The sequence below is a fragment of the Bacillus sp. AFS018417 genome (assembly GCF_002560985.1).
Classification (GTDB): domain Bacteria; phylum Bacillota; class Bacilli; order Bacillales; family Bacillaceae_G; genus Bacillus_A; species Bacillus_A rhizoplanae.
On sequence record NZ_NTTM01000018.1, the window covers coordinates 17,772 to 35,149 of the forward strand.

The following is a 17,378-nucleotide window of genomic DNA, read 5'->3' on the forward strand; positions in this document are numbered from 1 at the left end:
TCATTTTTTCATTTTAACATATACATCTTTCTTAATTCAACGAAAATAGATAAAGTTATTAAACAATTGCGCTCTCTATGAGAGAACTAAATAAAACTCCAGACATTTTACACATTAAATAAATTACACCAAATAAAAAGTCGANNTCGACTTTTTATTTGGTGTATTCAACTACTTCTTATCCTTTGAGCTCTTTATGTTGCTTAAGAATAAAGTTGTTTAATTCTCATGGTATTACCCCTTAGAAAGTCGTTAACTACTGTGATTATCTTCCTGTCTTCTCTCTTCCGAAAACAGGACGTTTAAAGAATGCGATTAGACGTCCCTGATAGGGAACGACTGACGTTAGTTCCCAGTTATTGCGTCCCCAAAGAGAAAGAGCGTGATCAAACATTCCCTCGCTCATTTCGGGGTTATCGATTTCAAGATAATCCCCCAATCCGACCTCAACACTGTATTCCCAACCAGGGTCCTTTTGTTCGCCACTGTCAATTTTTTCGCTTAAAAATGTACCAGTAAATTCGTTATATTTGGTGATACGGGTGGAAGCGCGCGAAAATGCCTCGACAATCTCGCTTCTTTCCGTCTTCTCAAGTGCTATAATATCCGGTGAACGGGGTATACGAAACTGAGTATGATCGTGAAAGACACGGGTGACCAAGCTTCCCATCAGAGTACCGTCGGCTTTTTTGCAAACATGCCACATGCACCGTTCCCGTTCTTCCGGCGGCCCCCAATACTCTACGGAAGAAGCCAAATGGTCCGACTCCAAGACAAACCCTTCACGCTCAATTTCTTTGATCAAAGGTCCGAACAACTTACGTCCGAAGACACCGTAAGCAAATTCCCCTGACTTATCAAATGCATCCTGAAACTCCAATTGATTTTCCTGCAATACGGATTTCCAATTATTACGGGTATATTGGTTCATGTAATTTGCAAGCGTATGAATCGTAATCTCTTTTTCTTGCGTAAGAACTTCTTTCAGTGAATTCATAAAAAACACCTTTCAGTTTATTTTCCCACTCATATAAGACATTTCCGCGCCTAACGACTACAAATTATTTGCTTGCATTGAATTGGTATTGTTTTTATATAATATATTAAATAGGTTTCTTATCTCGTTTTATAAATATCTTATCTCGTGAGATAAAATATTATATGCGGAGGTTTATTAAAATGTCACTAGAAAATCTGTCGAGGGAACAATTATTTGAATTGTTTAATGAGGAATTACGAAACTTCAGCACGGAAACAATCATGTTCCATCAAAATATGGCTGAAAAACTGGGATTGAATTCAACGGATCACAAATGCCTGGATGTTATTTTACGGAACTATCCTATGACTGCCGGCAAGCTGGCCGAAATGACTGGATTTACGACGGGGACCGTTACTGGTGTAATTGACAGGCTTGAAAAAACTAATTATGTGTACAGAGATAAAGATTTGAACGACCGCAGACGTGTCATCATTCATGTAAATCTTGAAAAAGTGGAGAAAGAGATTCTTCCTCTCTTCACTTCTTTTAGCCAATCCATGAGAGAACTATTCAAAAAATATAATGACCAGGAGATTAAATTTCTTATTGATTTTGTAGTCCTCAGCCAAGCTATACTTCACGAAGAGTCAAAGAAATTGAGATAATATGGAAATTATTTAACTGGTAACCTTACAGATCAAGTAAGAGTAGGCATACCATGCCTTTGGAAAGACATGTGGGTAATCCAAAATAGCCAAAAACAGACTGTAGAGAAACTTTTCTCCACAGTCTGAAAAAATACCTTTTATGCCTTGTTCCCACTCATGCACATTTTACTTTCACTGAATTTCAATTACTCTGCTATTTCCGTTCTTTGCAATTTGCACTTTTGCATACAGCCCCTCCCCTTTTACAAGGGTAATAGGAACTTCACGTGTACTTCCTATCGTAACATACCCATAGTTCATATATCCTTTTATCCAGATACCTTTTTCTTTCGGGTAGTTATTAAGCTTTATTTTATCTATTCGATAACTCTCTCCCTGTCCTTTTTTCAATTTTATAAACATAGGTGTTTTTGTTTCTTTTTGTATTTCACGATTCAGCATCATTTCGTTTGCTTCCGCTTCTATTTTGAAAGAAAACCAGGCTTTTTTCACATTTCCTAATTCCTTAACTGGATTTTCTAATTCTAGTAACACGGTATTACCGTTATAATAGTTCCATTCTTGCTGTGTAACAGTACCTAATAAAATAAAAGTAGAAAGTATACCTACTAACCATATATATTTTTTCTTGTATGTTATGTTATATTTTACAATGTTCTCTTGTTTTTGCTGTTTTTTCGTTTGTAACAATACAACCCCTGCAAGAAATAACATCCAACTCAATCCATAGTTTCCAATATAATTTGTTTCATACATAATAAGATTCGTAAACAAATAAATAACGATACCAATCCGTTTAATTACAGAATCCTTTACATATAGCATGCCTAACACAAGAAGTAATGTATATCCACCATGTACGATTACAATAAACCAAGAATCTGCACCTTCGTATTTCTCTAACAAATAGAAAAATACATACATCATTCCAAACCCAACACTATTTCGTAATAAAAATTCATTTTTTCGTGCAATCGCAAAAATGAAAAATCCGATATGAATGAGTACGAGATAGCCCATACTTGTTGAAAAGTCCGCACCTCTCATACATTCACTAAGTATAATTCCTTCCAATAACCACCATAAACTATGTTGTTCTGCCTTATGTTTTGCGAACATCCAATACGCAAAAATACAACCAGCATACAACACTCCCCATATGTAATGATGATCTGTTACAAATGTTGTAATTCCCGCCATGATAGCGAAAACAAATAAAAAAACACGTAAAAATTTTGCTGTTATTTTTTTATATCCCCATATTCCAAGCACACTGAGCGTAGCGCTTACAATCATGATTACGCTGCTTTCTCTTAATGTTTCCCATAAAATAAAATAAAGACTTGCAAGGAAAAGAACACTTCCTATTGAGCTTACTAAAACATACAGCACATATTCTCCGATTTTTCGAGGATTTGTTTGTGTTTGATTCTTTTTTTCTTGCCAAGTAAAAAATTGTTGTGAAATTACGACAAACAAACCGACAAGTCCCATTAATATATAAGAGATATTCATAGTTAAATTTGTAAATAGATTGGTTATGTCTATCAATGCATATAATGACCACGCCGTTAAGATTGCACCAGCTGTTATTTTATATACATTTCCTTCTTTTATCTTTTTAAATATAATAAAGTACATGACCGTCATGAGGATTGCGCACACTACTTTGATCAAATAGTTAGGCTCTCCTCCTTCGTATAAATTTTCAAGGTACACCATCCATAATCCTAATAAACTAGTTGTGTAAAATAAATAACGCCCCGGCATTTTCAATTCAATTCGGTACCATATTAGCGAAGCGATAGTTATTATAATAGATTGCCATTTATCTGAAACAGCAAACCACGTTATTTCGTCTATCGTTGATAAAAAGAAAAGTAATGCTCCGCCTCCAAGCACATACCATTCTGCTTTTTTGTCGGTTACATAAAGATATAATGCTGGAAGTAACCAACTAACTGAGAGCCATACTTCTTCGTTTTCTACACCGTAAATATTTCGAAGCATCCAACATGACCACGCATAAGCGAGATATAAGGTTACACGCATGCCTCTTATAAACAACGTGTTCGCAAACATTAAATTTCTTATCGCGAAATACCACACTATTCCAATAACAGGTACCCCTATTACAGCTAAACTTTGATACAGCGTAGACCATGAGTAGCGCATAGTCATCGTTAAAATGATATAAGCACCAAGTAGCGACCATACTCCAAGTATTTTAAAAACGTCATCTTTCCAACCTTTCATCCCCATCCCTCCTTCTACAAGTGTATTCTTTTATACATATTTTTTACTTACAATTTATATTTTTCCAATTATTCACTTTTGTCTTAGGCAAGAAAAGGTTACTATTATTAAAATGTTAAAAGTAGTTGTTCCATCCCTCCTCACACTAATAGTTCGTTATACACCACAACATCTCCCTTAGAAATTGTGCAATTTCATTAAAATTCAAAACTTTTACCCTATTTTTACATTTTAAGGTTTACAAAAGTTACCTAATTGTATATACTTACTTAAGTAAGAAAAAATTTCCAAAGGAGGTCGAATGAAATGATGAAAATAAGTGTTTATGTTGCATCTGTCTCACAATCAAATATATATTCGACCACCCATATGGAGAATTGAAAATCGCCTTTATTATGATTTAAATAATTCTGCCACAGGAGGTCGAATGCCTTCCTGTGGCTTTTTCACGCCTTGCCGCAGGAGCACTTTGTCTTCCTGTGGCTTTTTTGTGCGATTTTCGCCTTCTTACAAATTTATACACTTGAGAGGAGTAAACAGTATATGACATTTCATGTATTCTTTTTAACGATTACGATTCAAAAAACCCGTCTATCTAAAGAAGAACTTGAACATGAACAATGTGTTCAAAAGATCATGGACGAAGTAAAAGATCGTCAAATTTCGTTTTATAACCACCTTTAATTTTTTAATAACAAATAACGATGAAAGGAGATGTTTGTAATGATTTTGTCAAAGCAGCGAATTATGGTTTGGATTGTGGAGATAGACTCTGCATAACAAATCATAATCTTGTGTGAGGATGTTAAATAAACGAAGATAAGTATTTAAAAGAATTTCATTATAGGTAACTGGAGATATATTCATGAAAGCTATGAAAAAAGTCAAAAAAATTATTAGATGGATGAATCTTTTCAAATCTCACCCGAACGTTTAAAACCAATGTTAGAGGTACGGTGTGAATATTTAGATGAGATTTACAATGAAATTATAGAAAAATACGGCACTATTAAAAATTATCTTTGTCAAGTTTGTAACATACAGAAAAATAGTTTGCAAAATCTACTACTGGAATAAAATCATACTATTGGTAATAAAACATGAAAAGACCAGCTACAATACGTAACTGGTCTTTTTTCTACTTCTTATTTTTTTTCAATTGAAATAGCCTTACTACATTTAAAACGACTGTTTTCGTCACAGCATATGTTGGTACAGCTAAAATCATCCCGATAATTCCTGCAAAATTTCCGACACCAAGAATCAACACGATAACCGTTAACGGATGAATGTTTAATTTTTCGCTCATGATTCGCGGTGATAGAATATTACTTTCAAATTGCTGAACAATCGTTACGATAACAATAACCCATAACGCTTGCATCGGTGATACAAATAGTCCAACAATAACCGCAGGTGCCGCCCCAATAAACGGACCTAAGTTTGGAATGATATTCGTAACTGCTGCCACAACTCCTAAAACAAAAGCATATGGCATTCCGATAATTAAATAACCGACAAATGTGAAAGCCCCAACAAATAAACAAACCATCGATTGACCTTGAATGTATGCAGCAAGGGTTTCATTCATTTCTTTTAAAACATGACGCCCTTCTTCATGATACGCCTCTGGTAAAAAACGAACTGCTGCTCCAGGAAATTTATGTCCATCTTTAAACATATAAAACAAAATAAATGGAACTGTGAAAATAATTAATGCAAGGTTTGTAATAATACCAAATAATACAGTCGCACTCGATGTAAGCGTATTTGGTATCTCTTTCAAATAATGAAGAGCATTCTTTTCTATCACATCTAGTGAAACATAATCTTGTGTTGTAATCCATTGAAATAACCTATGATGTGATAAATCTGTTATGTATTCTGTCGCCTCCTTAATATAAATCGGCATATTTGTTACTAAATCCATAAGCTGCTGAGAAAGAGTTGGAACCACAACACCAATCCCCACAGCTATTAATGCAATAATGAACACATACAGTAGCAAAATTGCTAAATTACGCGGCACCTTTTTGTTCTCTAAAAAAACAAGAACTGGATTAAACATAAAATAAAGAAATAAAGCAATTAAAATAGGGAAAAACAATGTGGAGATAAAAATGCCGATTGGCTGAAATAAAAACGAAATTTTTGTACAGATAAAAATTATCGTTACAACCATCAGCACTTCTAATGTCCAAAAATGAGCTTTCGATTTCAAAAAAAAGCCTCCTTTTAAATTTCTCCTCTCATTGTAACAAATCAAAACAAAATTTTACATGCTATTTCTTCGTTCTTTATTCCAAAACATAAATAAATACACTACAATAAAGACATATAAAAATTTACAACTAAAAGGTGATAGGTATGACGGTATGTAGTATATGTAGAGAAAAAGAAAAACAATGTATAGAACAATATGTTATTCCAGAAATGTTATGTGGATATTACTATATCGATACAGTGTGTGAAACATGTCATGAAAGAATAGTAACAAATGTAGATCGTCCATTAATTAGCCATAAATTAATACAGTATAAAATTGATCAACTTAAACATCAAATTGATTCCCCTCTTCTAGATATATATGATGAAGAATATACAAATGATGAAACTGATACCGACGAATTTCAATTTTCAAATTCCCTTATTATGAAACTATGTCAAAGACATGATATCTCACTTCATGATGAAATATGGAAAGAAGAACGAGTAAAAAAAGTTTCCGGTTCCATTCAACGCGAATTACTGCTTGATAATCGCAAATATAAAATGAGTTTATTGAAAATGGCTTATTTATTTGCTGTACATACAATAGATGGCTATTTTCATGATCCAGATGCAGTTGCCATTTCTAATATTTTATTCAATGTAGATTTTATAGAATTAAAAGATAGAAATATTGTACGAGATTTAAGCAAAAGTTCATTGTGGAACACATTAAATACCGATTGCCAAAATCATTATTTTATCTTATTAAGTGACAAAGATGGATTATTCTGTTTTATTCGCTTCTTTGATGTGTTCGATGTCGTTGTTCACCTTTCTCAAAAAACATATGACCTTCCGTCGCCAATTGTTGGTGTAAATGATACAATCAATCAAGAGTTTTACAAAAAGAGTTTAAAAGAATATATGAATGGATTATTTAAAACAACAAGCGGAATTCAATCTTAAAAAACAAGCGATATGATTACAAAAATAAGAACATACGGTCTCCTTTCTTACATAAACAGGATTATGCTATAATAATAATGAAAAGAGCGATACAATCACATAAATAAATCAAATTAGCATATGAATAGAAAAAGACTAGTGTGCGGCAACACACTAGTCCCATATAACTCATCAGAGTGGATTATTCATTATCCTATTTGTTTCTTATGAATTGAACAACCCACCTTCTATTGGCGTAGAGTGGGTTGTTATTTTTTGAGCTTGTCAATTAATAACACAACAAACGTCAACAATGCAATGAGAAAGAGACCACCTTGCAAAAGTAACGAAAGTTCGCTCAAATTATCACCTCCCTTCATTAGAGAAGTGATAATGGAACAACCACCCTGACCATGAGTTACCCTTTTATTTTATCATATTTTTCTAATTTTTACGACGAAAACCGGTAAGCTTTATACTTACCGGTTTTTTAATTGTGTTGAAAAATAACAAATGTGACATACTATGAAAAAAAGAAGGTATTCATATGCAAATACGGATAAAAAAGGGAATAAAACGAATAAGTCTCGTACTCCTCATTGTCCTGGCAGGAGGAGTGATTTGGTTGTACGGTACAAGCGCTGGCCATAAACTTCGCGAAATGATCGGAGGATCTATACTGTCATCACAACACCCGCAATTCGCAAGATTACTTTTGTCAAAAAATGAAATTCAGCAATTGAACACTGCTATTTATGCACCGTCCACCCAAAAATCAAAACTTCCCAATTTTTCGTTGTCGCGTAAAAAACACCCTTTATCTGTAACTGTTGAAACGCTCGAAGATCCACATTTCACAGCAAAAATAATGAAGGTTAACGATCCGACTACCATTCATTTAGTAAGTTCCAAATATCATAACCAGGGACAACCATTATCTGAGCTCATTGAACAAAATGGAGCTATTGGAGGTATCAACGCAGGTGGATTTAAAGATCCAGGAGGTGTTGGGCGCGGCGGAGAAGTCATAGGGATTGCAATTTCTGATGGCGTTATTCGTTCGGAGCCTGGATTTAGTCGAGATGCACGTAATGTTGTTTGTGGATTCACAAACAAAGGACAATTCATTACAGGAACATACTCCATTAATGAGTTAAAACATATGAACGTAACACAAGCTGTCACATTCGGACCGCAACTAGTTGTGGACGGAAAAGATATGGTGACGGATCAAGTTGAAGAAGCATACGGCTGGGCACCTCGAACAGGAATCGGACAAGATTCACAAGGGAATGTAATAATGATTGTAACAGACGGAAGATTTTATTGGAACAAGAATCATCGTGGTGCTTCTATGAGAGATATGGTATCCCTGTTCAAAAAATATGGATGTATAGATGCATTTGCCTTAGACGGTGGAGGTTCTTCAACGATGATTTATAAAGGAGAATTACAGCTTAAACCCGCAACTGAAACTTCCGTGGGAATGCGATATCTTCCAAATGCATTTGTAATCATTCCGAAATAAACAGCACTCTTAAAGGACGCTGTTTATTCAGTATTCTTAACTACCGACTGAATGTTGCACCTTTCGGCCGGTAGTTATTTACTTGTAATTCTACCATTTTATTTAAAGGTTTCATTTAACCGCTCTTTATAAAATGTAATTGCTTTTGCATATGTTTTTACATTTTCTGTTTTCACCACCACATCTAGCAGGAGTTTCATCGCCTCTTCGTGAGATTGTATATTATACTTTGCCATCGATAAAAACACTTTCATGGCATCATCATCTGGATAACGTTCTATTCCCGACTCTAATGTAGCAATCGCTTGATCATATTCCCCAATACACCGATATGTACTTCCTAAACCGATATATGCACCTCGCAAACTTTCTCCTTCTAGTCCTAGTTCAATAGCTCTCTCGTAATATGGAACTGCTTCCGTTTCCATTCCCATCGCATCATGCGTCCATGCACATTGATACAAAACTTCCGGATTTTGCGTAAAGTTTATTAAACTCAACAATATCTCTCTGGACTGAACAAACTTCTTCTCATTGCGCAGTTGGATTGCTTTTTTTAATAAATTTTCCATCCTCTCGTCCTCTCATTTCGATCAATATACGCTATAGCATTTTTTCATAACATATACATATGTTCCCACTTATCCATCAATAATGAATGAGTGCTTCTTCTTTTTCAGAATGCATCAGTGCAATTTTATGAATAAGACTTCTTGCTGTATCTGTTTTATCGTTACACACTTGCACTTCACCATCTTTGGAAATAATGTAGTGATTCGTTTCATAGGTATATAGCGCATCCGAAGCATTCGCAACCATGAAATCTGCTTGTGAACCTTTCATTCGAGCTTGTGCTCTATTTACTAATTCTTGTTGATTTACACCGCTTTCTAATTTAAATCCAGCTAATACAACATTTGGATCCCATTGTTTAATTTGTGCTAATACCTTTGGAGCTTTCTTAAAATGAATAACCGGCGGCATATCGCTTGATAACTTACCTATTTCATTCATTACATTTCCGTCTCGATCGACAATTTTATCAACAATCCAGTCTGAGCCAGCCGCTGCCATAATCACAATATCTATTTTTTCACTTGTAATTATTTGTTTCATTTTATCTTGTAAATCAACAATCCCTTCAAAAGAATAGGATGAAAGATTATCATTCACTTCAGGTTTTTCTGCAAAATAGCCGTGTAAATATATAACCGAAGCCCCTGCTTTCAAAGCTTCTTCTGCAAGAACTCTTCCCATTCTTCCTGTCGATAAATTCGTATGTCCTCGTACCTCATCCCACTTTTCTAAACAGCCGCCACTTGTAATTAGTACCTTTTTTCCCTTCATGTTCTCCATCCTTTACTTATATATTTTCTTCTTTTTCTTTTGCTCTAAAAACCACTCTGTTCCAAAATCGACGACTTTTCGTTGTCTCATTAATTTACATGATGCATTTCCAATCGTTCCATATGTAACCGCTCCTGTTTCATCAAATGCCTTTCCTAGCGGCTTAAAGTCATCAGAATCATATTCGAATTCCTCATACTCTTTCCATATACGAACTCCATTTTCAATAATCGGTGCCCCAATTTGTACTTTATCTCGATATTGCGCATGAACTTCAGATAAATGAAGTGATGTATTTGAATCATGATCCACCCCAATTAGCAATATATATCCATCTAAATCATACATTTTTTGCAAAGGTGACTGTTCTCCAAAACTAGGAGAAAGCTTGTGATTTTCGGTAATTTGTTCGGCATTCTTTCCCCACGCTGCAAAACTATGTAAAGGATGATTACTTCTCTTTGTATTTGGATAAGTACGAAAACATTCCACTACTTTCCCCATACTTCGCGTTGGCGTTGTCTCTGGATGAAACGGGGGTACATTGTCACGAATAATTTCCCACCAACTTTCTGGAACAGGTGGTCTTTGCCAATTTTTCGGATCAGATAAATCACTCGTTTGCGTTGGCATAATAATTGTTCCCTCTTCTGTAACAACTTCCATTAAAGCTTCTACTACAGCCAAAGCCCCTCCGCTTACCCAGCCAATTGAGCTAAGAGATGAATGTACAATAACTGTCATTCCTTCTGTAACACCTAACTTTCGCAAATCATTTGCAATTGTATGAATCGTATTTGGTATTTTTGTTCTTGCAATTATGTCGTTTATATTCATAAAAAATCCTCCATGCTATATAGGAAATATAATTTCTTGTATATCCCATTTCCATATTATCATATTTTTCTTAATATTTAACAAAAACTAAAAGAACACCTCAAAATACAAAGAGAGTATGAATGGTTGTTTTCATACATAACCTCTCTTTTATACAATATAAAAAAGATGACCATTTAAGATCATCTTCTCAAACTGTTATTTTTTCCTCTTTTTTCTCCATAAACGTCACATAACTATGTAAAATCAGCCCAACTATAACAAGGCTCATTCCAATCCAAGACATAGTCGACGGAAATGAGGACTGATAATAATAATTTTATTATAATCCTGCTTTCATTAGCAAAAGGAAGGGAGAAGCCCCCCTACACAATATCCCAATTTATATTCATTATATATTATTCATCACGATCATGGTCGTTTGCTATAGCTAAAGCACTAAAAGACAGTGGTCCGACAACAGCTGCTGTTGTATTATTAGTAATATTCTCAGCAGTTACACGATACATATGAGAACCAGGTTTTAGATTCTTGTCTATAGCTTGAAATGTTACGGTATAAAATTGTTCTGAGTCATTAGATTCTATCCCTTGTTGAGACACAAAGATTTCTTGATCATCACGAAAAATTCTAAACACAACTTGAGCGATACCAGTAATCCCTTTTATACCAACAGTGAAAATCAGTTCCACATGATTTTCGCGCACATGTTTTCGCGGAATATGAACACGTAGTTCTGCTAATTTAACTTTTTTTGGAGATTGTGGAATATTAAAAGCTTTTGTTTCATCTATCTTACGAAGCAGCTCTGTTGCTTGGTAATCAATAATTCGAACTATCCTAGTCACCTCCTCTACCTCTATTTTAAAATATGTGATAGAGATAGAGTTTGCTTGGATATCTATTATTCTTTCAATTTTTTAATATTATAAAAACATTAGCTAAGCCAATTGAATCTACTTCACTTTTTTATGTATATTTCTTATAAAAATAACACCATATATTCTTCATCCCGATATATTTCACCAATTTTCAATGCCTTTTTTTCTACACCATACGTTTCAAATCCAATTGAATGATATAATTTTTTAGCCCCAATATTGTCAGAAACAACCGATAAACCAATTTGTTCTATATTTAGAGTCTTTGCCTTTTTCACGATTTCGCGTATTAGATTACGTGCATACCCTCTTCCTCTGCTTTGAGAACTTACATACATCCCTACGATGTGTCCTTTATGGCGGAGTGCTGCTCTTGATTCTGTTAATAGTGTTACAATTCCCACTAGGTTATTCTCCTCATCAAAGGTCCCGAACGTATAGTTACCTTCTGCTCGTAAATTTTGTGCCGCTTGCTTGATTGGTTCTTTCTTTTGAATGGCTTCTTCATATGTAGTAACGTATGCCTCTGAGTTTTTCTGCAATGCTTCTAAACGTAAATTCCAATACTTTTCCGCATCAGTTTCAGTTAAGATTCTAATCATTATGCTATTTCCCTTCTTTTATGCAAAATTAGATATTTTCCTTTTATGTCATTAAAAATTTAAAGTTTACATAATATTATTATATGTATTTTGTATTATAACTCTAATCCATAGCTTTCTATAACAACTCCCATGTTTAACTTTCTTATCATGAATTTCTCTGGTTCTGTAATTTTCTCAAATCCATACTGCTCGTATAACGTATGAGCATCTTGTGTAACTAACATAAAGCGGGTGCCTTTCAGCTTTGGATGTTTTACAATTACCTCTATTAACCACTTGCTTAATCCTTTTCCTCTATATGCAGGTAAAATAAAGACATCTGCTAACCAAGAAAAGCGAACAAAATCTGTGATGACTCTTGCAAAACCTACTTGTTGATTCGTTTCGCTATCATATACACCATAACAAAGCGGCGAGTTTCTAATCGCTTCTACAACTAATTCTTTATGCATTCCTTTTGCCCAATAGGAATCATTACTGAGAAAACTATGAATTATATCAATCTGCAACAAATCTTTATTTGTTGAAATAAAATAACCATTATTTTTCTCTACATTTAAAGTAGTTCCCTTCATTTCAAGTTCCTCCTTATTCTACAAAGATAAAGGTAAATGTTTCTGAATAGAGTCTAGAAATTCTGGTGTATGTTTCAATGTAATAGAATACGAATATTGTTTAAAATGTAATGTTTCTGGCCATGTATTTATTACTTCAATAGATACTTTATTATTTTTGATAGTATATAACTGTTATCACTCCGTAGCATTTCCATAAACTCCTCTTTCAGCATACTAAAACGATAACGATCAACAAATTCTCCTCGTCTCAGTCGATCTTTTCTCATTAATCCTTCACATACAAATCCAGCTCTTTCATAACTTTTCATTGCTTTCGTATTGTCTGCATCTACTCGCAGCCAAATTTTTTCTAATTTGAATTGTTCAAAGCCAACTTGCAGCATTTGATATAATGCTGCTATCCCATATCCTTGTCCCCAATATCGCTTATCTCCAATCGCAATTCCTAGTTCTGCATTTTTATTTGCTTTATCAAAATTTTTTAAGTCTACCCAGCCAATATGCACACCTTCCTCAGAACAAATCGCTCTTTGTTCATACCCATTTGTTCGATTGATACACATTTCAATCCATCTTCTTGTATCTTCACATGTGAATGGTGGATATTGATCTGGAACTACTAAATATCTCGTTACCTCTTTATCTAATGACCATTGATAGCGGTCTTCTATATCATCTAATGTTAATTCCCTTAATTGAATATTTGGTAAATTCATTGTGTAATTGCTCCTCACTTTTCAACCTTCCCAATACAAAAACCATCAAAGAGCCTTCCTCCGTACATGTCTAAAATACCATTCACAAATACAATCACTTGCTCTTTCTCGCCTGTTTTATAAAATTGTTCAAACACTGCTACAAACTCTTCGGCAAACTGTTCATCATATTTCTTCAATGTCTTCATAAACCACTTCGATTGTCCCATCCAACAATTATTCATTCGTAAAATAAACTCATGAAGGAGAGTCGCAAGATGACTTACGATAAACAATTCATCTTCTCGTTTTGCTGCACCAATAAGGTCGTCTAACACATCTGTAATAAAATAACGTTTCTGCTGTATCATTTCTTTTGTCCAAGGTTTTGGCCCCTTTTCCAATAGGTACTGCGCTTCTTTTTTTATAGCTGGTATGATGCCCTTTGTATCTTTTAACACAATTCCTTCCACAACAAGCTGTGGCAAAGAAGGACGACCACGTTTACAATCACTCGCAAAAAAATCTTTATAAGATGTAAAGTTGTGCACAAACACCTCAATAGGCCACCCGTGAGCTATGAAAGATTCACGATATGCAGACGGAAGCTTGCCATCAAAAATAATAATATCTAGATCCGAAGTTTTCGTTCCCTCTCCCCTTGCAATGCTTCCTCCTAAAAGAGCCGCATCACATGTTGGAAATTGAGATGCTAGAACTTGTTTAGCTGCCTCCATTGGCCCCATTTTCATATATATCCCTCATATTTCGTTTTTATTTTTTGGCTCTCTCTGGCTTTTATCTAACACTTACGATATATTCGACGTCTATTTCTTTTTTCCTATTTTTTATAAAAAAATATGGTATGTGAAATTATAAAAAATATGTACCCAAAATGTTACTCCTCTTAATCATTGTTTAGGCAGTAAAATTCCTCTTGGTACAGCCAACCATTAATAAAAGAATGACAAATTTCCCACTGATTGCAACTAAATCTTCATTTTGAAATTATCACATTTGTATAGGTACATCTTAAGTTACCTCGGACAAACTCTTAATGATCCTATACAGCTTGCTGTCTACTAAAACTATATTTTATTAGACTACGGTGGCATGCACTTTTCCCTCTCTTTAACCGCTCAGTTTAGCTGAAGGTTTTCATTTTAGTTGTAGAAAGATTTATGATATGTTAGTATACCTATTTCTGAAATTTAATTTACATATTTTTTATGGTACGTGAAATTATATATGTTTGATTTATAAAATATGGATGAATTAACAATACAAGGTTTTTATTAGAGATTAAAAGACAATGTAAACTTTTTATTAATAGTTTACTTTCATTTTCGATAATACAACTCTATAAATGTTAATATATGTTATATATAGTAAAGATTCACTTTATAAAAAGGGGTGAGTATTATGACTGAAACAAACGAATCTTCCGGAGTCGATTTAAAAAAAGATGTGAAGTTTTCTATTATAATCCCTGCACACAATGAAGAAAAGTACATTAGAAAATGTTTGGATTCAATTGCAAAAGCATCAGAGGCATATAAAGATCAAACTGAAGTCATAGTTGTTTTAAATCGTTGCACAGATAAAACAGAGGAACTAGCAAAGTCGTATAACTGTATTACATTAAAAAATAACGATAAAAACTTATCCAAGATCCGAAATGCAGGGGCCGAAATAGCTAGCGGAGAAATAATCATCACTATAGATGCTGATAGCCAAATGACAGAGTCTATGTTGTCTAATACAGACAAATATTTAGCTTCAGGTAAATACATTGGCGGCGGAGTAACTGGAAAGTTTGAAAGAATATCTTTAGGAATATTCGTTTCCGCAATATTAATAATAATCCCCTTATTTTTTAAGTATGGAGCTATATCTGTAGGGATTTTTTGGTGCTATAGAAAAGACTTTATGGCAATCAACGGATTTAATGAAAACATGCTTATGGCAGAAGATGCAGATTTCGCTAAACGGTTAAAAGAATGGGGAAAACAAAATAATAAGAAATTCGGTACAATTAAAAATGGAATGATAACTTCATGCAGAAGATTTGATAAATATGGAGACTGGGCTTTACTTAAAAATCCAAAAATAATCCTAGCCTATCTAAAAGGAAATGATAAAAAATACGCAGATAAAACATATTATGATAACCAATAAAGATAACTGTGAAGATTCCTAAACAAATCATCATCAAATGAACTAGTGAAACAAAATAAATAAAATGTAAACTTTTGTATAGAAGTTTACACTCATTCCCTTGATTTTATTGAAATTATCGCAACTTACTTATTTTTTTCAAAGACAACTAGAAAAGTATGTATTCAAAACGTGATAAATAAAAAAATCATATTAGCATTCTTCTTTGTTCCTCTACTATGTACAAAATACATCAACTACTCCTCATTAAGAAGAAACAAGAGCAAAGTGAATACAAAACAGTCCATATCATCAAAGATTACTACCTACTTATATATCAATCTCTACAATAAAAACACCCAAGAACTATCAAAGACCTTTCTTTGTTTGTTCAATCTCTTGCATAAAAATGGACGAAAGTCTCATCGTTACGAGAAGAAAACAGTCTTTGATATCTTGGGGGTCATATATAACTATTCCGTATTTCGTAATAATGTAGCTTAAATAAAAAGATCGAAACCCGATAGGATTTATTTGTATGCAAATTTTTAAATAGTTTATATTAATTATTTAGAAAGCGAAAAAAAATCTAGTTGAATTTATTCTTAATTAAGCTTAGCTGAATGGGCAAAGAGCGAAGTATTGGCGTATAACGCTGAGGCACCGCCAGAGTGCACAAATAGGATGTTATCGTCCGGCTTAAAGATGCCTGTTTGTATTAAATCAATGAGTCCCGCTGCTGCTTTACCTGTATATACCGGATCCAGCAAAATCCCTTCTGTTCTTGCCATGAGCTTGACAGCTTCCACCATTTCAGGCGTAGGCAAAGCATAACCTGGTCCTACATACTCATCAAAACACGTAACAGCCTCACGAGGGATTGAATTTGGTATGCCAATGTGTGCTGAAGTTTCTTTAACAAGCTGAAAAACTTTCTCTTCTTGTTCCTCTTTTCCTCTGCTTACATTTATTCCGATTACCGGTATTTTACTTTGATTTCCATAAAAGCCAGTCACCAAACCTGCATGCATTCCCCCGCTACCGCTTACACAAACGACAGCATTCATATTAACTCCTTGATCAAAGGACTGTGTCAAAATCTCCTGAGCGCAGGCAACATATCCCGTTGCACCAATGACATTCGATCCCCCAACCGGAATTATATAAGGTTTATATCCCTCTTCCGTTACCTCTTTAGCTACTTTCTCCATTTCTTTCATCAAGTCCGTCCCATTAGGCACAACCTTAACCTTTTCAGCTCCCAGTAAATGATACAGAAAATAGTTACCATTAAAATCTGGCTCAGAATTTGTTAAAAGCCCCTCTTCCAATACAAGTATACACTTCATTTTCTCTTTAACGGCAGCGGCCAGTGTTAAACGGCAATGATTTGATTGAATGCCTCCACATGTAATTAATGTATCCGCACCTTTTTCCAATGCATCGGCAACAAGGAACTCTAGTTTTCTTGTTTTATTTCCACCAGCCGTCAGCCCAAGTGAATCATCTCGTTTCATATAAACGGAAGGGCCCCCAAGCACTTCAGAAAAATGATGTAATTTCTCAATGGGTGTATATGTTGGTGTATATCGCCGTCTAGGAAATTGGGCTAAATTCATATTAAATCTCCTCCTGTATTCTCTGTTTAAGACTAGCCATATATAAATTAAAGAAAAGAGAATATCAAT

The 17,378-nt window shown here is 34.2% G+C and carries 19 protein-coding genes and 2 pseudogenes; 7 read left to right on the forward strand and 14 right to left on the reverse strand.

From position 1 onward, the window contains the following. Positions 1–265: 265 nt before the first annotated feature. Positions 266–997, reverse strand: coding sequence for a DUF6022 family protein (locus CN326_RS09475; RefSeq protein ID WP_098308614.1), 732 nt, complete (start codon positions 995–997; stop codon positions 266–268). Positions 998–1,179: 182 nt separating this feature from the next. Between CN326_RS09475 and CN326_RS09480 the strand changes: the two genes are divergently transcribed. Continuing rightward, entirely contained in the window at positions 1,180–1,647 is a 468-nt protein-coding gene (locus CN326_RS09480; protein WP_176524569.1) for a MarR family transcriptional regulator, read from the forward strand. 174 nt (positions 1,648–1,821) lie between these two features. Here CN326_RS09480 and CN326_RS09485 read toward each other — a convergent pair whose 3' ends face one another. Further along, positions 1,822–3,906, reverse strand: coding sequence for a hypothetical protein (locus tag CN326_RS09485; RefSeq protein ID WP_098308618.1), 2,085 nt, complete (start codon positions 3,904–3,906; stop codon positions 1,822–1,824). A gap of 543 nt (positions 3,907–4,449) precedes the next feature. Between CN326_RS09485 and CN326_RS09490 the strand changes: the two genes are divergently transcribed. After that, positions 4,450–4,590, forward strand: coding sequence for a YrzI family small protein (locus tag CN326_RS09490; RefSeq protein ID WP_098308620.1), 141 nt, complete (start codon positions 4,450–4,452; stop codon positions 4,588–4,590). 216 nt (positions 4,591–4,806) lie between these two features. After that, on the forward strand, positions 4,807–4,983 hold the full coding sequence (locus tag CN326_RS25400) for a tyrosine-protein phosphatase (RefSeq protein WP_141525014.1): 177 nt from the start codon (positions 4,807–4,809) through the stop codon (positions 4,981–4,983). Between the two features lie 61 nt (positions 4,984–5,044). On the opposite strand, the gene CN326_RS09495 is transcribed toward CN326_RS25400, so the two are convergent. Beyond that, on the reverse strand, positions 5,045–6,127 hold the full coding sequence (locus CN326_RS09495; RefSeq protein WP_098308622.1) for an AI-2E family transporter: 1,083 nt from the start codon (positions 6,125–6,127) through the stop codon (positions 5,045–5,047). Positions 6,128–6,273: 146 nt separating this feature from the next. On the opposite strand from CN326_RS09495, the gene CN326_RS09500 reads away from it, so the two are divergent. Then, on the forward strand, positions 6,274–7,083 hold the full coding sequence (locus CN326_RS09500) for an HNH endonuclease (protein WP_098308624.1): 810 nt from the start codon (positions 6,274–6,276) through the stop codon (positions 7,081–7,083). A gap of 248 nt (positions 7,084–7,331) precedes the next feature. Here CN326_RS09500 and CN326_RS25045 read toward each other — a convergent pair whose 3' ends face one another. Beyond that, positions 7,332–7,424 (reverse strand): putative holin-like toxin, encoded by a 93-nt coding sequence (locus CN326_RS25045; protein ID WP_098308626.1) that lies wholly within the window; start codon positions 7,422–7,424, stop codon positions 7,332–7,334. Between the two features lie 185 nt (positions 7,425–7,609). Between CN326_RS25045 and CN326_RS09510 the strand changes: the two genes are divergently transcribed. Beyond that, on the forward strand, positions 7,610–8,590 hold the full coding sequence (locus CN326_RS09510; RefSeq protein WP_098308628.1) for a phosphodiester glycosidase family protein: 981 nt from the start codon (positions 7,610–7,612) through the stop codon (positions 8,588–8,590). A gap of 98 nt (positions 8,591–8,688) precedes the next feature. Here the strand turns inward: CN326_RS09510 and CN326_RS09515 are convergent, their stop codons facing one another. From CN326_RS09515 to CN326_RS09555, 9 genes and pseudogenes are all read right to left on the reverse strand, one after another. Then, positions 8,689–9,162 (reverse strand): tetratricopeptide repeat protein, encoded by a 474-nt coding sequence (locus CN326_RS09515; protein WP_098308630.1) that lies wholly within the window; start codon positions 9,160–9,162, stop codon positions 8,689–8,691. A gap of 76 nt (positions 9,163–9,238) precedes the next feature. Beyond that, positions 9,239–9,946, reverse strand: coding sequence for a phosphopantothenoylcysteine decarboxylase domain-containing protein (locus CN326_RS09520; RefSeq protein WP_176524572.1), 708 nt, complete (start codon positions 9,944–9,946; stop codon positions 9,239–9,241). A gap of 3 nt (positions 9,947–9,949) precedes the next feature. Next, positions 9,950–10,774: an AAC(3) family N-acetyltransferase gene (locus tag CN326_RS09525; protein WP_098308633.1), complete on the reverse strand. Its 825-nt coding sequence runs from the start codon at positions 10,772–10,774 to the stop codon at positions 9,950–9,952. 190 nt (positions 10,775–10,964) lie between these two features. Further along, positions 10,965–11,069 (reverse strand): annotated as a pseudogene (locus CN326_RS09530) (multidrug resistance efflux transporter family protein); the annotation flags it as partial. A 103-nt stretch (positions 11,070–11,172) separates the two neighbouring features. Further along, positions 11,173–11,613, reverse strand: coding sequence for an exosporium protein C (locus CN326_RS09535; RefSeq protein ID WP_098308667.1), 441 nt, complete (start codon positions 11,611–11,613; stop codon positions 11,173–11,175). Positions 11,614–11,756: 143 nt separating this feature from the next. Beyond that, entirely contained in the window at positions 11,757–12,257 is a 501-nt protein-coding gene (locus CN326_RS09540) for a GNAT family N-acetyltransferase (protein WP_098308635.1), read from the reverse strand. A 95-nt stretch (positions 12,258–12,352) separates the two neighbouring features. Then, complete coding sequence (locus CN326_RS09545) at positions 12,353–12,835, reverse strand: GNAT family N-acetyltransferase (RefSeq protein ID WP_098308637.1); 483 nt, start codon at positions 12,833–12,835, stop codon at positions 12,353–12,355. A 131-nt stretch (positions 12,836–12,966) separates the two neighbouring features. Further along, positions 12,967–13,554 carry a GNAT family N-acetyltransferase gene (locus tag CN326_RS09550; RefSeq protein WP_098308639.1) on the reverse strand — a complete coding sequence of 196 codons (588 nt, stop codon included), beginning with the start codon at positions 13,552–13,554 and terminating at the stop codon, positions 12,967–12,969. 14 nt (positions 13,555–13,568) lie between these two features. Continuing rightward, complete coding sequence (locus tag CN326_RS09555) at positions 13,569–14,279, reverse strand: nucleotidyltransferase domain-containing protein (RefSeq protein ID WP_098308669.1); 711 nt, start codon at positions 14,277–14,279, stop codon at positions 13,569–13,571. A gap of 676 nt (positions 14,280–14,955) precedes the next feature. Between CN326_RS09555 and CN326_RS09560 the strand changes: the two genes are divergently transcribed. After that, entirely contained in the window at positions 14,956–15,711 is a 756-nt protein-coding gene (locus CN326_RS09560) for a glycosyltransferase family 2 protein (protein WP_098308641.1), read from the forward strand. A 191-nt stretch (positions 15,712–15,902) separates the two neighbouring features. Then, a pseudogene (locus tag CN326_RS09565) lies at positions 15,903–16,194 on the forward strand (IS4 family transposase); the annotation flags it as partial. A 101-nt stretch (positions 16,195–16,295) separates the two neighbouring features. Here the strand turns inward: CN326_RS09565 and cuyA are convergent. Beyond that, positions 16,296–17,309, reverse strand: a complete 1,014-nt coding sequence (gene cuyA, locus CN326_RS09570; protein ID WP_098308643.1) for a D-cysteate sulfo-lyase — start codon at positions 17,307–17,309, stop codon at positions 16,296–16,298. Between the last annotated feature and the right edge of the window lie 69 nt (positions 17,310–17,378).

Bases quoted from the DNA above. Each gene is read 5' to 3' on its own strand.
- CN326_RS09475 (WP_098308614.1), bottom strand. From the start codon at position 997: ATGAATTCACTGAAAGAAGTTCTTACGCAAGAAAAAGAGATTACGATT.
- CN326_RS09480 (WP_176524569.1), top strand. From the start codon at position 1,180: ATGTCACTAGAAAATCTGTCGAGGGAACAATTATTTGAATTGTTTAAT.
- CN326_RS09485 (WP_098308618.1), bottom strand. From the start codon at position 3,906: ATGAAAGGTTGGAAAGATGACGTTTTTAAAATACTTGGAGTATGGTCG.
- CN326_RS09490 (WP_098308620.1), top strand. From the start codon at position 4,450: ATGACATTTCATGTATTCTTTTTAACGATTACGATTCAAAAAACCCGT.
- CN326_RS25400 (WP_141525014.1), top strand. From the start codon at position 4,807: ATGGATGAATCTTTTCAAATCTCACCCGAACGTTTAAAACCAATGTTA.
- CN326_RS09500 (WP_098308624.1), top strand. From the start codon at position 6,274: ATGACGGTATGTAGTATATGTAGAGAAAAAGAAAAACAATGTATAGAA.
- CN326_RS09510 (WP_098308628.1), top strand. From the start codon at position 7,610: ATGCAAATACGGATAAAAAAGGGAATAAAACGAATAAGTCTCGTACTC.
- CN326_RS09515 (WP_098308630.1), bottom strand. From the start codon at position 9,162: ATGGAAAATTTATTAAAAAAAGCAATCCAACTGCGCAATGAGAAGAAG.
- CN326_RS09520 (WP_176524572.1), bottom strand. From the start codon at position 9,946: ATGGAGAACATGAAGGGAAAAAAGGTACTAATTACAAGTGGCGGCTGT.
- CN326_RS09525 (WP_098308633.1), bottom strand. From the start codon at position 10,774: ATGAATATAAACGACATAATTGCAAGAACAAAAATACCAAATACGATT.
- CN326_RS09540 (WP_098308635.1), bottom strand. From the start codon at position 12,257: ATGATTAGAATCTTAACTGAAACTGATGCGGAAAAGTATTGGAATTTA.
- CN326_RS09545 (WP_098308637.1), bottom strand. From the start codon at position 12,835: ATGAAGGGAACTACTTTAAATGTAGAGAAAAATAATGGTTATTTTATT.
- CN326_RS09550 (WP_098308639.1), bottom strand. From the start codon at position 13,554: ATGAATTTACCAAATATTCAATTAAGGGAATTAACATTAGATGATATA.
- CN326_RS09555 (WP_098308669.1), bottom strand. From the start codon at position 14,279: ATGGGGCCAATGGAGGCAGCTAAACAAGTTCTAGCATCTCAATTTCCA.
- CN326_RS09560 (WP_098308641.1), top strand. From the start codon at position 14,956: ATGACTGAAACAAACGAATCTTCCGGAGTCGATTTAAAAAAAGATGTG.
- cuyA (WP_098308643.1), bottom strand. From the start codon at position 17,309: ATGAATTTAGCCCAATTTCCTAGACGGCGATATACACCAACATATACA.